Consider the following 14397-nt stretch of genomic DNA (forward strand, 5'->3'; position numbering starts at 1 on the left):
CTCATCACCCGAGGCGACCGGGACCATTTCTCCCTGCTGGTAGTCCCGCCGGACACGATGCCTGACGCGGCACGCGCCGCGATGGCCAGGGCCGTCCAGGCCGACAACGTCACCGGGGCCGAACAGATCCTCATCGACACAGGCAACGACACGCCGTCTCCGCCGAACTGACACCTCCGTCGCAGCCCGGACCTCCGGAAGTCGGGACGCTAGATACGGGCGAACTTCTCGGTCTGCTCGGCGAACTCCTGAGCCGTGGCGCTGCTGACCGTGGGCTGGGTGTCGCGGATCGTGGCCAGGTAGTCGTCCGTGGTGGGCAGGGTCCGGGTTCCGGTGTCGAAGGTGCGCTCGAACTGGGCCTGGGAGACAGTACGTGCCACGTGGGCGATGTCGGCGGGGGTGAACCCCTCGCTGGCGGACGAGAGTGCCGCGCTGTCGGCCTGGGCGCCCGCTCGGGCCAGGTAGCTCCTCCACAGTGCGGTCCTGGCGCTGTGGTCGGGAGGGCCGATGGGCAGCACGTAGTCGAAGCGACCGTGCCGCAGGAAGGCCGGGTCGAGGGTGGTCACGTTGTTCGTGGCGCAGACGAGCAGCCGCCCGTCCTGGGTGCGGAACCGGACGATCGCCTTGAGCAGCTCGTTGACGACGCCGACCGCGGTCGCGTCCGCACCACTGCGTTCACCGGCCACCTCCTCGACCTCGTCGATGAAGACCAGGACGTGGTCGAGCTGGGCGATCTCGTCGAAGCGCCGGCTCAGCCCGCTCGCCAGACCGTACTCGGCAGCCAGACGTGCGGGGAACAGTTCGAGAAAGGGCCAGCCCAGGCGGCCGGCGATCGCGTGTGCGAACGTGCTCTTGCCGGTCCCGGGCGGACCGAACAGCATCACCGCTCGCGGCAGTTCCACACCGTGCTGGGCGGCCAGTTCGGGATGGGCCAGTGGCAGGACCAGGCGGCGCTCGATGAGCTGCTTCTCCCTGTGCATGCCCGCGACCTTCTGCCACAGTCCCCCGGGTGGCAGCTCCGCCCCGAGCGAGGAGAGCATGCTGACCTCCTGAGGAGTCACCGGCCCGCGCTTCTCGAAGACGACCATGCCCGAGCGGGCGCCGAAGCCGCAGTTGTGCAGAGCGGCGGCACCGGTCTCGCCCTCCGGCAGCACCGCGTGCACCGCGCGGACGCCACCGGCGAAGAGCCGGTGCTCCAGGGCGGTGATCAGGTCGCTGCCCAGCCCCCGGTGCCGCCAGGCAGGTGCCATGCAGATGCGCAGGATCCATGCGCGGTCGCCCTCCACTCTGCTCACCGCGGCGCCGACCACCACCTCGTCCGCCGTGGCCACCACCGCAGGGTGGAGGGCTTGGAGGGCCGCCACGGCGTCCGAGAGCGGGAAGAGAGGTGGCTCTTCGGCCGTGCTGCTCTCCGCATCGACGCGGATCACCGCTTCGAGATCGTCCTGGGAGTAGTCCCTGACACGCCACCCCGTCATCATCAGCTCCGCATGTTCGGCCGTACTCCCATCATCAGCCGATGCATGGAGTGCGCGCGCGACAGGCGCCGGCCGTGAGTCCGATCAGTCGGCGCCGCGCCACTCGATGAGCAGGAGCGTCGCGTCGTCCGTCGTGCTCCCGCCCCGTGCCCGTTTGAGCGTGTGGGAGAGGGAACGGGCTACGGCCCGGATCTCATGCGCCGTACGTTCGATGCGGTCCACCCAGCCGATGAGCTGTTCCTCACCGAATTCCTCACCACCGGCATCGTGCTCCTCGATCAACCCGTCGGTGAAGCACATGATCCGGTCTCCGGGAGCGAGGATCAGTTCACTGATCCGGGGCTCGTGACCGCCGAAGCCGACAGGGAGCGTCGTCGGGCCGCGGAGCCGCCGGACAACACGGTGTCCGCGGATCAGCAGGGGGCGGGATGTCCCGCGTTGGCCCACTGGACACGGCCCGTCATTGTGTCGAGCCGCATCATCTGAGCGGTCACGAAGTGGTCGGGGCCGAACTGCTCGGCGATGGCCCGGTCCATGAACGCATAGATCTCCGGCAGGCCGACGCTGATCCGCCGGGCATGCCGGTAGGCGCCGATGGCCACCGTGGCGGCGTCCAGGCCGTGCCCCATTGCGTCGATCATGGCCACATGCAGCACGTCACCGTTGAGGGCGTAGTCGAAGCTGTCGCCGGCCACGTCGTAGGCGGGCTCCAGCATTCCGGCCAACATGACCCGAGGCGTGGACATGGCCAGCGGCGGCAGCAGTGACCATTGGATCTCCGCCGCCACACTCATCGGTTCTCTGCGCCGGACCTGGAAGAACAGATCGGTGTACCCGTGCTTGGTCACCAGCATGTCGGCCAGCAGAGTGGCGATCCTGCGCAGCAGCCGCCGGTCATCGTCGTCGATCCCGTCCAGAGTGACGGCCAGGACGCCCACCTGGTCGCCGCCGTCCAGCAGAGGCGAGTAGACCCGTACACCATCGGCCTGAGGCACCTCGAGACGACGTGCCACCTGGAAGGCACGACCGGCATCGGAGCCGTCGATCGGCTGCGGATCCCCGGCCGTCAGCCCGTCGCCCGGCAGGGGCACAAGCCACACCTGACCGTAGTCCTGCAAGAAAACCGAGGTCTCGCGGCTACCGAGCCTGTCCACCTGCTGCGCAACGAGCGGACCGAGCAGATGCGGCGGCAACTCGTGTCCCTGGTCCAGCAGAGCCCCCAGAAGCTCCTCCCCGAACCCCTCCGACCGGTCCGTGCCCCCTCCACTGCCCTGCCGCTCACTGACCGTCATCGCCGTGGCCACGGTGGACGCTCGGATGGCTCCTCACGAAGAAACTGTGCACACGAACTCCCGATGCAGCCTGACCGACCAGAGCAGCGTGCGACCGCCGCCCGATCCACCCGGGCCATTGCTCCCATCCCGTCGCCACGACCGGGCCACCAACCTGTGGTCGCCGGCCCTGCTCTCGTTCGGCGAGAGCTGACACAACCTCTACCACGCCGACCCCACCTGCGCCCGGCACGGCGTCGACCGCGGTCGGATCGACTTCTCCGTCGCGTTCATCCGCCTCCTCGAACGCCTCGGCTGGGTCTACGACGTGCGCCGGCCGACTGCGGCCCGTATGGCCGCCCGCCGGACCTGACCCGATCACCAGGAGTGACGTCGACCGGCGACGGCGTGTCCCATTGCGCCGAGGACCCACAGGATGGATATCCCGGTGACGAAGCCGACGACGAGCAGAACGATGCCCAGGATGATCATGACCTCGCCCTTGAGGAGCAGTGTCGGTTCCCCTGTGAACTGCGAAAGACCGCAAAGGGGTGGACACGGGAATGGTCGGCCTCCTCCTTACTCCGCGCGGTGTGGTTTGTGGCGGGCGACCTGTAGTCGGGTCTCGGTGGGCATGTCAGGGAAGTCGGTGGACCGATGGGCGGTTCGGAGTGGGCCTTCGCAGAGGGCATCGAGGGCGGCACGCCGGGACTGGGCCGGGCCCTTCGTCGAAGGGTGGGGAGCCGGGCCGGGTCCTCACCGCTGCCTCCGTCCGCGGACGTCGAGGTCGCCCTGCACGACGAGGCCGACGATCAGCCCCGCCGCCCCCAGGACCAGAACCAGCAGGAATGCCCAGAAGCCGCCGAAGTAACCGGCGAAGCCCAGGGCCATCCCGGCCGCGAGGCCCGTCGTCGCTGTGTTCATCATGCACTCACCCGTCTCGCGAGCGTCATCCGCGTGATCAGCCGCTTACGCCGGGACGCGGCGGCGGTGGTCACGGCGGATCACCTCACGCGGCCCTCGTCCGGTTCGGACTCTTCCTCCTCGTCGGGCAGGTGGACGTCGTCGACGGCGATGTTCACCTCGACGACCTCCAGTCCCGTCATCCGCTCCACCGCGCTGATCACGTTGGTGCGTACGTCGCCGGCGACGTCGACGATGGAGACGCCGTACTCGACGACGACGTCCAGGTCCACGGCGGCCTGGCGCTCGCCGACCTCGACCTTCACTCCCCGCGTGACGCCGCCGCCTCCGCCGGGGACGCGTTCCCGCATGGCGCCGAAGGCGCGGGCCATGCCCGCCCCGAGGTTGTAAATGCCCGGTACCTCGCGGGCGGCCATGCCCGCGATCTTGGCCACCACGCCGTCCGCGATGGTGGTCTTCCCCCGTGTCTCGGCCGGAGTTCCAGCTCCGGTACGGCCCTTCAGCGCGCTCACGCCCGTGTCGGACCGGCTGCCCGCGCCGACGCTGGTGATGTTGTCCGTCATGGCGGTCGCCTCGATCGGTCGGTCGGACACCGGTGTGGTATCCGACGAAAGGTTGGACATGCGGGGCGGATTTCTCACACACATGAAGTGTGACGTGCGGCACGCATTTGTGCAGGGGTACGCGCTCGTTCCGAGCCTGCGCGGGAGTGTCATGATCGAACGCACTGCTTCCCCACAGCTGGGATGCGACCTGCTGGACCGCCCGCTGCCCCACCGGGTCCCTCAGGTGCGCCGATCGGTCCTCGACTCGGCCGGACAGGACCTGGGGCTTGCCGTGACGGCCGCCGGCATCACCGTGATCGACGTCTTGGAGCCGGAGCCGCCCCTCGGCTCCGGCCTCCCGACCGGTGGTGGTATGTGATGACCGTCACCCGCACGACCACGCTCCTCGGCGTCGCGGCCGAGGCAGCCCTTGCGGTCCCTGGCGTGGCGGGCCTGTCCCCCCGCCTCGCGGCAGCCACCGCGCCCGCTCGGACGGACACCACCCCTCACCGCACGTCGCCCGAGGCAGGTATCCGCGCCGACCGGGCACCGGACGGTCCGGGAGGGCACATCGAGGTGCGCTGCGTCCTGGCCGAGGGCCGGCGGGCGCTGGACATCGCCCGGAACGTCCACGACCGGGTGGGGGCCGCCGCCATCTCCCACCTCGCCGCCCTCGGTGTCGTGGAGCGGGTCACCGTCGAGGTCACGGTGACCCGTATCACCGCCCGGCACGACGCGGCATGAGTTCCGAGTCAACCTCTGCACACCGGCATCCCGGCCACAGCGGGTACTGGGCCTCGAAGCCGTCCACGGGGACACCACCACCGACCAACCGGCGCTCCTCGTGGCCGAGGGCCGCCGCGATCCAAACGACCGGGACCTGACATCCTGTGGGCCACCCACAACGTGCGCCTGCATCAGCCTCTTTTCGGCAGGGTGAATGAGAGCCACTCGGACAGTGAGATCGGGAGCCACCGTTTGGGCATCGAAGTTGAGAGCCACCTGTCCCGACCGGGTGCGACATGCCGCTTTTGGCGTAATGAGCCCTTTAGACCAGTCGGCCGCGTCACTCTGTGCGGGTTGATCACAGTCGGTCAGGAACCCGTGTGTACAGATCGCGTGAGTGGGTCTTCGAGCGGATCTGCAAGGTGAGCCGGGTCTGTCCCAGGCCCCAAGGCCGAGGCCAGCCGTCTGGTGAGCGGCCCCTTGGAGAGGCCCGCCCAGCGGGCGAAACCGGCTCTGCTGTGGTGAAAGGGAGCGGCTGTGGCGGACGGTGGGCGGCGGCCTGACAAGGCCATGGTGGACCGGTCGGAAGGGTTCGGCGAGCGGCTGCTGGGGGTGCTGCTGGATCGGGCGCACGAGATGCCGCCGCAGCTGATCGCCCCGCTGATCGCGGAAGAGGTGGCCAGGGTCGGTGGCCGCGACGTCTCGATCCTCCTGCAGGACTACGGCCAACGGGTGCTGGTGCCGCTGGCGGGTAGGTGGCTGTCCGTCGGGGAGCCCGAGCCGATCGGTGACTCCCACGCCGGCACGGCCTTCCTGTATGCGACCCCTGTGGAGGTACCGCAGGCCGACGGCGTCCGGATGTACCTGCCGTTGCTGGACGGCAGCGACCAGGTGGGGGTGCTGGCCCTCACCCTGGACACCGTCGACGACGACGACCGGCGGCTGCTGCGCAGACTGGCCGGCCTGGCCGCCCACGTGCTGGTCACCAAGAACAGCTACATCGACCAGTTCTTCCAGACCCGACGGCGCGAGCCGATGAGCGTGGCCGCGGAGATCCAGTGGTCCCTGCTGCCGCCGCTGTCGATGTTCACCCCGCAGGTCGCGGTGGCCGGCATCCTCGAGCCCGCCTACAGCGTCGCCGGAGACAGCTTCGACTACGCCCTCAACGACGACATCCTGCACGTGGCCACGATCGACGCGATGGGCCACGGTCTGGACGCCGCCACCATGGCGACCGTCGCCATCGGCGCCTACCGGCACGCCCGACGCGCCGACGTCGGGCTGTCCGGGATCTACGCGTTCATGGACCGGGCCATCGCCGGGCAGTTCGGGCCCGAGCACTTCGTCACCGCGCAGATGATGCGCCTGAACGTTGCGACCGGCCACCTGCAATGGGTCAACGCCGGCCACCCGGCACCGCTGCTGATTCGCAACCACCAGGTCGTCCGGCAACTGGAGAGTGCGACCACCTTGCCGGTCGGCTTCGGCGGCGACGAGCCCCAGCTCAGCGAGCAGACGCTCCAGGTCGGCGACCGGGTGCTGTGCTTCACCGACGGCCTGATCGAGGAGCACGAAGCCGGCGGGAAGCAGTTCGGCGAGGAGCAACTCATCGCCTGGGTCAACCGCATCGAGCACGCCGAGGAAGGGGTTCGGGCGGTGGTGCGCTCCCTCTCCCACGCCCTGATAGAGGAGCGGGGCGGGATCACCAGCGACGACGCGACCCTCTTCCTGATCGAGTGGCGCGGGGGCGCCGCCGACCACCTTGCCACCCTGGAATGAGCCGATACCGCCCGACTGGTGGTGCGGCCGTTGGCGGTGAGATCTGGCATGTCACGCGAGAAAACTGCGAGGGATCTATCGTCAAGGTATGAGCGTGTTCATCAAGCTGGTGGAGAACCGGCCCCCCAAGGAATACGCGGAGCTGGCGGCTGCAGATATTTCCTACGACGACATCACCGAAGGTGAGTCGCCCGCCACGTACGAGTACGACCTGCTTCCGAGCGGCGCATTGCGGATCCTCAGGGTGACCAAAGGCGAAGCCGCTGTCGTCGAATCGATCTACGCTCCCGGACTCCGGTTCCGTGCCCAGGGGCAGTGGCGCGGTCATGCGGAATAGCAAGCACTCTGCCGGCGGCCGGGCGCTGTCGGCTGCTGAGCCCGGTCGTCGGTGCTTGAGGTCCGAGCAGAATGTGCTCATGCTTCGCGTCAGCCTACGGAATCACGTCGGAAACTACCTGCAGGTGTACCGTGGATTGTGGGTTGCGCACTCTCACGTGTTGCGCCTGAAAGGACGGCCCCGGCGGTTTCACCGGGGCCGTTTCGAGGATCACGCTGAGCGTGCCGGCGCGGTCACACGGGCGCCATGGCCGCCCTCGGAGTCCCAGACCGCTTCTCGGGCCTGGTCGGCTTCTGTCACCATCCGTTGGGATTCGGCCCTCTCCAGCAGATCACTCGCTGTGTGGCTGCGCAGCGGACCGGTAGCCGCGGTCATCAGCCAGGCGGCGATGGCCGGATCCGTCTGCGGCGGAATCACCAGCAGGTCCCAGCGGCCGACGGTGTAGGAGAGCAGCAACAGCTTGTGGGGGTCTCGCTCGGCCCTGAACCAGCCGACGTTCACCACATGCCCGTCAACGGGCACCTTCCGTGGGATGACCGGCCACAGGGTCGGGTTCACCGTGACATGGGTGATGCGTCCCCAAAGGGGATCCAGCACCGCTGTCAACGCAGGAAGTTCCGCCGCCAGATCGCGGGAGTCACGGGAACGGGGCCACCACGCACCGTCCAGAAGAGCACCAGGGGTGTCCGTTGAGGCGAGCGCGAGACGCAGCGGCAGCAAAAAGGTCCGCTCCTCGGCCGCCGACGTATACAGAATGGTAGCGGTCATGACGCGGACCTGTCCCCGGACCGGTGTACACCGGCCCGATGTTGTGAATCACCGAGAACGACAGGAGCTTAGAAACTCTTATGCGAAATGCCCTCGGTAATTTCAGGGTACTCCCGGATAGAGCCCGCCGGGCGGTTTCAGGATGACGGATATCAGGGCGTTTTGAAGGGTCTTCGAACTTGAGCGGTGCACTCGGCCGGCGGTGCTGACCTGTCGTCACGATGGTGACGGTCGTGGTGGTTGTCGGCATCCGAATGCAGAGCGCCCGTGGTCATACCTGATCATTTCTGTTCTCGACGCAGAACGATCACGCAGGAGCCACGGGCTTGGTCAACGATACGACGTTGCTGCTCGACCTCGACGGGGTGTCCGTCGCACGTGTCGAGCGGCCCGAGGGCGGCAGACGCCGGGTCCATCGGTCACGGCGGACGAGTCGGCGCGGGCCTGTCCGGCCTGCGGGGTATTCGCCTCCCGGGCGAGGGGCTCGGCGGTGACCCGGCCCCGCGATCTTCCCTACGGGGACAGCGGCCTGGAGTTCTTGTGGCACAAGCGCCGCTGGTTCTGCCGTGAGCCGCGGTGTCCCCGGCGGTCGTTCACCGAGCAGATCGCCCAGATACCGGCCGACGCGTGCGTGATGCATCTCCAGCGCACGACCATGATCAATCCCGGCGCTGCTTCCTGTACCTCAACTACGCACACCCGGAGCCAGCAGGGGGAGATCGTCGGGCGGGCTCTGCGGGAGCGAACCACCTGAGCGCGAGCCCCGCCCCGCCACCGGTTGCGCGGAGTACAATTGTAGTCACCAGGACGTTTCATCGCTGGCAGCCGAGTCGGCGTCGCCCTAGATCAAGCCAGTTCTGTCGAGAACCGAGACGGGCGGCACGCCATGTTGCCGAACCACAGCACTGCATTCGTATGGGGGTGCTCCCCCGACCTCTTCCCGCGGCCGACGGCGCCCTCGGCAGTCCGGCTGATCCTGGAGCCTACGCTGGCCCGCGCGGGGATGTTCGATGGCGCGTGGTGGCCGCATTCCCGCGATGTCCGCGCCGAGCTGCCCGGCCTCATCACCGCACTGAGCGCGCACCTCGGCGCGATCCTGCGCGTCGGGCTGGACCAGGACGCCTGGGACGACATCCCACGCAGCCTCACGATCGACGGCCGCGTCGTTCACATCGGCTGGTTCACCGCCAGCGATGACACGATGAGCGTGACCCGCGGGCTTAGCGACCACTTCATGCTTCTCGTGGTTCCGCCGTGGGCCACCGCGCCGGCCGCGGCGGCGGCCATGGCGATGGCCGCGCGGACCGGCAACCGCATGCCGGCTGCGACGATCCTCGCCGCTACCGGCACCACCCTCGAAATCCCCGACGCGGTGCCCCTGCCGGCGGTCGACGCGGAGGGCCAGCGGATCCAGGAGGCCGAGGGCGGCGCCGCAGGCCCTGTTTAGCCCGCACCGGTCAGCACGTCGGTGCGGAGCACCGCCGAGTTCGACCCACCCCGCCTGGCCTCGGACCGCCAGTCGCCCGTCATCTGCACGACCCGGCTGACTTCACCGAGATGGACCTTCATCCCCTCCACTCCATAGCCCGTGAAGCTCTTGGCAGGTGCACGATGGATCTCGCCGAACGGATGTCAGTAGTGATCGCCGGGTGGCCGCCACCCTGGCCGCCACCCTGGCCGCCACCTTTGCCTCAGCCACCGCCGTGGCCTCAACCGCTACCGCGGGGGGGAGAGATGGGCGAGGTTACCTCTCTGACACCAGCCACCAAGGAACCCACGCGTAGTTGATGGCAGCGTATGGCGCGGACCGCGGCGCCAGCGGTGCGTAGTTCTGTCACAGGGCAGCGTTGGAGGCATAGCGGTGCAGCGGAGCAAGGGGGCTGCCGCACATCCGGCATTTGCGCGTCGAGCCATCACCGCCAGAGCCAGAAATCACCCGATCGAGGTGGCTCTCAATCTCATTGCCGATCACGGACCTGCGTCGTGTCCATCCCCACCACGGATGGGGCAACGTGGCTCCCGACCTCAGTGCCGGAGTGGCTCCCATACATCCTGCCGAAAACAATCAGACCGACATCAAGCCCCGCCTGGACCGTGGAGCGCACCGCCCGCGGCGCCTAGTCCAACCTGACCCCCGCGCCGGACTGCAGGCTGAACACCTGGCCGAGGCCCAAGCGTGGGCGGGGCGGCTGCCCGCCATGCGGACCGGTGCACCCGCTGCTTCGAGCGGAACTGAGGCAGCCTGACGCGGACCCGTGGCAGAAGAGTCGATGCCCTCGCCACGACGTGTGGCGAGGGCATCTGACCGGGATCAGCGGTGCCGGCCGCGTTCTTCGACCCTCATGTTCACTTGTGTGGCCGAAGGCTGTGGCGCGGCGGACATGGACGACGTGCCCCTGACGGTGCTTCGCCTGCGTGCTGACTGGGCACGCCTGCTCGGTTGAGCGGTGATGCGCCAGGTGAGGACCTCGGCGGGGTGCTCGGCGCTGTCGAGTTCTCGCTGGGCGCCGACCTTGGCCAGGAGGCGCCGGCGGTTGTGGCCGGCGGTCTCGGCGTGGGCGAGGGCTGTGGTCAGGGCAGCCCACGCGGGGTCGGCGAGGACGCGGTCGGCGTGGTCAGGGAGGGCCGCGCGAACATCCTGCTCGAAGCGGCTGGCGGTTGTGGCGCGCGGTGCGCGGCGGGCGAGGTTCGCCAAGACCGGTTCGGCGGCCTGCTGATAGCCCGCCTGGAGGTGGCGGAAGGCTTGCTCGGCCGCAGCGGCCTGCTGCTCATGGCCGCGTTGCTCGTGCCACTTGGCGGAGGCGCAGGCCAGGTGCAGGGCGGCGAAGAGCAGGGCGATGGCGAGCCCGCCTGGCTCATCGGGGGCATGGGAGAGTTCCTTGGCGGCCTGGCGCAGAGCGGTGGCGGCCTGGTGGTCGGCCCGGATTGTTGAGCGGCGAGCCCGGTTGAACGCCTGGGCCGCCGCCACCAATTCGTCCCGATGCGGGCCGTTCGTGGCGTGAGCCATGGTGTGCAGGGCGTCGCCGAAGGCATCCAGGTGGCCCTGGGCTGCGGCGTCGTCGTCCGAGTCGAGGACGGCGCTCGCCGTGTTGAGGGCGCTCTCGACGCGGCACCATGGCGTGTTGGAATCCGCCACGTGCTGTGGGCGGTCGGCCACTTCCTGGGTGGCGAGGCGTTCGCGCAGGCGGTTGATGGACAGGTCGGGGGCGAGTTTGGAGCCGCCGTACCAGATTGGCTCGCCTTGGTCGTTGGTGTCGCCGGGAGCGGCCAGGCTGTAGCCGATCACGTCGCCTGTCTCGGGGCCGATGCGCGGCTTGACCTGGATGCTGAGGGACCGCAACACGGTGAAGTAGTCGGCTTCGGTGCGTACGGCGGCGGCGACCGCGTACGCCTGCTCGCGCAGCCACTGCCGTGTTGTGACCGTCTGGCCCCGGCGCTCGGCCTTGGCGCGTTCGGCGCCGGTGGGGGTGCGCGGTGCGGTGAGGTCGCCGGACTTCAGGCGGCGCAGGCCGAACTCGGTTTCGATCTTGCGGCATTCGGCTTGGGCCCGCTGTCCGTCGTGGTGGGTGCGCGGGCGGCGCCCGTCGGCGCGGACGGTGGTGGCCATGAGGTGGATGTGGTCGTCGGCGTGGCGCACCGCGATCCACCGGCATGCCCTCTCGTCGCCTTCGGGGGCGATGCCTGTGGCGTGAACGATGCGGCGGGCGACCTTGGCCCACTCGGCGTCGGTGAGGTAGCGGTCGCCGGGCGCGGTGCGGACCGGGCAGTGCCAGACATGCTGAGGTGGTTTCTTGCCGCCCAGTTCGCGGGTGCGCAGGTCGACGTGGGTGTCGAGGCGCTTGGCGAGCTGGGTGTAGGTGGCTGCCGCGTCGCGGCCCGGGTCCGGGGCGCCGGCCATGTCCCAGGCGGCGACGATATGAGGGTCGATGTGTTCGTCGCGGCGACCGGGGCCGAAGAGGTAGACGATCAGTCCGCGGGTGTCGGAACCGGTGGAGACGTCAGGAACCATGCGCGGTGCCCTCCGCCAGGAGCTGGTCGATCAGCCGGTAGCTGTTCTGGGCCGCTTGCTCGACGCGGTCCAACACCGCCTCGGCACGCTCGGGCACCGTTCCTCGGTGGATGGCTGCGGTGATCTGGTTGAGGTTGCCGCCGATGCGGTCCAGGGCGACCGTGTGTGCCTCGACGGCCTCGATCAGCGGGCGGACCGGGTCGTCCTCCGGGCTGCCGACCAGCCCCGCCTTGCCCAGGGCGACGGCGAGGGCGGCGTCCCCGACGAATCCGGCGAACTTCTGGCCGCGCTGGTGAGCGGCGGCGCTGATCACGCGGACCGCGGTCCGGGTGAAGCGGATGGTCTTCTCCTGGTCGCGTTTCTCCACGGTGCGCTTGCGGTTCATCAGTGCGGGCAGGGCGGGGGCGTCGGGATCCCGCCAGGAGGGCTGCTCGGCGGGCGGTTGGACATCGGCCGGCGGCTGAGTGCGCGGGGCGATGGAGCCGGCCGCGGGCGGACAGCTGGTCTCGGCTATGCCCTCCTCCGGCTCGGGCGCCCCCTGGCGCTCGGCCTTCTCCTCCGCCTCCCCTGGGGCGGGGGCAAGCGCGGACGAAGCCTCGTTAGAGGCTCGTTCGCTCCAGCTTGCTGCTGATCGGCGGGGCAGGCCGAAGAGAGTCATGCGGCGGCGGGTGGGGGCGTTGTCGGTGCTCGTTTCGGGCATGGTGGTGCTCCGGTGGTCGTGTGGGGTGGGGCTTCGTCACGTCCGTTGCATCCGTCCCGTGGCTGGTCAGGACAGGTACGGAGGCGGTCGCCGGTACGGAGTGATCCGTATCGGCGAGGAACTCCGTCCCCGCGCTGACCTGTGCGGGGACGGATGCGACGGATTGATACGGAGCTGGTGTCAGCGCGTGGGCTTGGGGCCGGCAGGCCCGCCGGGTGGGCCGATGGGCAGCGTCCCGGACGGAGGGGCGGGCAGCTTGCCCTGGGCTGGGCCTGCGGGCGCGGCCTCGAGCCCGGCTGCGGGGGCTGGTTGGGCAGGGTCGAGGCAGTAGCGGGCCCAGGCGTCGAGGAACTGGTTGCGGGCGTATGCCTTGGCCTGCCTGCCGTTCTCGAAACGGTGGTTGGCCGGGCTGATGCCGAAGTCCCTGAGCAGGTTGGCCAGGTGGTAGGCGTTCAGGCCCTTCGTCCCGTACTCGGCCCAGGGCGCCTCGGCGTCCTGGACGAGGGCGGCGAGCAGGTCCTGGCTGCGCAGCGCCTCCTTGTGGCCCTCCTGCTCGAACACGCGGCGGACGTCACGCAGCAGCCGCGTCTTCAGCGTCGTCTGCTCGTCCTGGACCACCTCGTTGCGGGTCATCGCCAGGCAGGCGGCACGGGCGCTGGTGGGCCAGTGTCCGCCGGCCAGGTCGGCGACGATCACCAGCGGCTCCCACGTGTCGGCGGCCCGGTCCTCGACCGGCATCGTCGGCACCAGCCCGGCAGCCGTGCCACGCAGCGGGGTCAGCCAGGCGGTCAGCCGGTCGCGCAGCGCGTGCAGTTCGGGCAGTGAGTAGCGCGAGCGGAACGGGGTGATGCGCTCGCCCGGCTTGCGCTTTTGCATGCGGATGACGACCGCCCGGTCCATGATCGTGTCGGGCAGGTCGCCGATCCCGGCAAGCGCGGCCATGGCGAAGGTGGGGAACGCGGTCGGCTTGTGCTCCGGTCCGGAGATCCGCCAGGCGGGCCGGTTGCGCTGGTGCCCGGCGTTCAGCAGGCCCCGCAGGTCCTCCTTGTCGCCGGCCTTGGGGCCGAAGATGGTGTCGGCCTCGTCCACCAGCAGCGTCGGCGGGTTCTTGCCGATGACGCGGAAGACCACCGCGGGAGAGGTGTTCACCGTCATCATCGGCTGGTGCACGGTCTCGTGGAGCACGTCCAGGACGCGGGACTTGCCGCATCCCTTGGTCGGCCCCACGACCGCCAGCCGTGGCGCGTGCTGGAGAGCGGGCTGGATGTGGGAGGCTGCCACCCACAACGTGACCGCCGTCAGAGCCTCGTCGCTCGGCAGCACCACGTACCGCCCGATAGCCGCACGTAGGTCATCCAGCAGCGCAGCTCCTTCGTCGGCCGTCTCACCGCCCGCACCGGCGCGGTCCCCGGTCCCCGATCCGCCGTCGGGGACCACGGTCCCCGCAGATACGTGGGGACCGTGGCCATCACCATCTGCTCGGAGCACGGCGTGCTCGCCCGGGATTCGGGGATCGGGTTCGGGGACCGGGGGACCGAAAGTCTCCGTCCGGTCCGCGACTTCCGCTCCCGCGGGACCGGTCCCCAAGGCACTGACCTGCACATGTTCCGCGCTGGGGGTGTTTCGGTCCCCGACCGGAACACCCGTCGAAGCATCGCCGCTGGCGGGTGCAGCAGGGGACCGTGACTCCGTTCGGTCCCCGCTTCGGTCCCCATTGCGCCAGGGGATGCCCTGGCCGGGGACCGCGGCGGCGGGCCAGGCAACCTGGGAGGGTGCGTTCGAGGTGGCGGGGGACGTAGGGTCCGCCATAGACGTTCCTCTCGGGTGAGGGACGGGACGGGCAAGGTCCCGCCCCTCACC

Annotated in this window: 15 protein-coding genes and 2 pseudogenes; 8 read left to right on the plus strand and 9 right to left on the minus strand. The window is 69.5% G+C overall.

Translation table 11 applies throughout. The features are described from left to right. Positions 1-171 (plus strand): DUF5994 family protein (locus tag AB0I73_RS16875; RefSeq protein ID WP_363038238.1); only part of this gene is annotated, 171 nt, incomplete at its 5' end. Positions 172-209: 38 nt separating this feature from the next. Here AB0I73_RS16875 and AB0I73_RS16880 read toward each other — a convergent pair. Then, positions 210-1478, minus strand: coding sequence for a bifunctional GNAT family N-acetyltransferase/ATP-binding protein (locus tag AB0I73_RS16880; protein WP_361456584.1), 1269 nt, complete (start codon positions 1476-1478; stop codon positions 210-212). An 84-nt stretch (positions 1479-1562) separates the two neighbouring features. Continuing rightward, positions 1563-2770: pseudogene (locus AB0I73_RS16885) on the minus strand (PP2C family protein-serine/threonine phosphatase). 127 nt (positions 2771-2897) lie between these two features. Between AB0I73_RS16885 and AB0I73_RS16890 the strand changes: the two are divergent. Further along, positions 2898-3122: pseudogene (locus tag AB0I73_RS16890) on the plus strand (acyl-CoA desaturase); the annotation flags it as partial. A gap of 383 nt (positions 3123-3505) precedes the next feature. Here the strand turns inward: AB0I73_RS16890 and AB0I73_RS16895 are convergent. Further along, complete coding sequence (locus tag AB0I73_RS16895; protein WP_181384007.1) at positions 3506-3676, minus strand: hypothetical protein; 171 nt, start codon at positions 3674-3676, stop codon at positions 3506-3508. A 77-nt stretch (positions 3677-3753) separates the two neighbouring features. After that, positions 3754-4236 (minus strand): Asp23/Gls24 family envelope stress response protein, encoded by a 483-nt coding sequence (locus tag AB0I73_RS16900; protein ID WP_363038240.1) that lies wholly within the window; start codon positions 4234-4236, stop codon positions 3754-3756. A 151-nt stretch (positions 4237-4387) separates the two neighbouring features. On the opposite strand from AB0I73_RS16900, the gene AB0I73_RS16905 reads away from it, so the two are divergent. The 4 genes from AB0I73_RS16905 (at position 4388) to AB0I73_RS16920 (ending at position 7060) form a co-directional block, all read left to right on the plus strand. Further along, positions 4388-4597, plus strand: a complete 210-nt coding sequence (locus AB0I73_RS16905; protein ID WP_363038014.1) for a hypothetical protein — start codon at positions 4388-4390, stop codon at positions 4595-4597. Next, on the plus strand, positions 4597-4962 hold the full coding sequence (locus AB0I73_RS16910; protein ID WP_363038016.1) for a hypothetical protein: 366 nt from the start codon (positions 4597-4599) through the stop codon (positions 4960-4962). Before AB0I73_RS16905 ends, AB0I73_RS16910 begins: the two co-directional genes overlap by 1 nt. A 519-nt stretch (positions 4963-5481) precedes the next feature. Beyond that, the gene (locus AB0I73_RS16915; RefSeq protein ID WP_363038018.1) at positions 5482-6723 is read left to right on the plus strand and encodes a PP2C family protein-serine/threonine phosphatase; all 1242 of its coding nucleotides are present in this window, start codon (positions 5482-5484) and stop codon (positions 6721-6723) included. Positions 6724-6811: 88 nt separating this feature from the next. Then, positions 6812-7060, plus strand: a complete 249-nt coding sequence (locus tag AB0I73_RS16920) for a hypothetical protein (RefSeq protein WP_363038020.1) — start codon at positions 6812-6814, stop codon at positions 7058-7060. A gap of 210 nt (positions 7061-7270) precedes the next feature. Here AB0I73_RS16920 and AB0I73_RS16925 read toward each other — a convergent pair whose 3' ends face one another. Further along, entirely contained in the window at positions 7271-7828 is a 558-nt protein-coding gene (locus tag AB0I73_RS16925) for a DUF5994 family protein (protein ID WP_363038022.1), read from the minus strand. A 202-nt stretch (positions 7829-8030) separates the two neighbouring features. Between AB0I73_RS16925 and AB0I73_RS16930 the strand changes: the two genes are divergently transcribed. Both AB0I73_RS16930 and AB0I73_RS16935 read left to right on the plus strand, forming a co-directional pair. Further along, positions 8031-8582 carry a transposase family protein gene (locus AB0I73_RS16930; RefSeq protein ID WP_363038024.1) on the plus strand — a complete coding sequence of 184 codons (552 nt, stop codon included), beginning with the start codon at positions 8031-8033 and terminating at the stop codon, positions 8580-8582. A gap of 132 nt (positions 8583-8714) precedes the next feature. Further along, a complete protein-coding gene (locus tag AB0I73_RS16935; protein WP_363038026.1) occupies positions 8715-9275 on the plus strand; it encodes a DUF5994 family protein in 561 nt (186 codons plus the stop codon). Here AB0I73_RS16935 and AB0I73_RS16940 read toward each other — a convergent pair. The 4 genes from AB0I73_RS16940 to AB0I73_RS16955 form a co-directional block, all read right to left on the minus strand. After that, entirely contained in the window at positions 9272-9397 is a 126-nt protein-coding gene (locus tag AB0I73_RS16940; protein WP_361456608.1) for a hypothetical protein, read from the minus strand. The two genes, AB0I73_RS16935 and AB0I73_RS16940, sit on opposite strands and share 4 nt — an antisense overlap. Before the next feature lie 742 nt (positions 9398-10139). Continuing rightward, positions 10140-11837: a mobilization protein gene (locus AB0I73_RS16945; RefSeq protein ID WP_363038028.1), complete on the minus strand. Its 1698-nt coding sequence runs from the start codon at positions 11835-11837 to the stop codon at positions 10140-10142. Continuing rightward, positions 11827-12537: a hypothetical protein gene (locus AB0I73_RS16950; protein WP_363038030.1), complete on the minus strand. Its 711-nt coding sequence runs from the start codon at positions 12535-12537 to the stop codon at positions 11827-11829. The genes AB0I73_RS16945 and AB0I73_RS16950 overlap by 11 nt, the downstream gene beginning before the upstream one ends. Before the next feature lie 180 nt (positions 12538-12717). Next, entirely contained in the window at positions 12718-13974 is a 1257-nt protein-coding gene (locus tag AB0I73_RS16955) for a DUF3631 domain-containing protein (RefSeq protein ID WP_363038032.1), read from the minus strand. Between the last annotated feature and the right edge of the window lie 423 nt (positions 13975-14397).

This window comes from Streptomyces sp. NPDC050388, assembly GCF_040655635.1.
Lineage (GTDB): Bacteria > Actinomycetota > Actinomycetes > Streptomycetales > Streptomycetaceae > Streptomyces.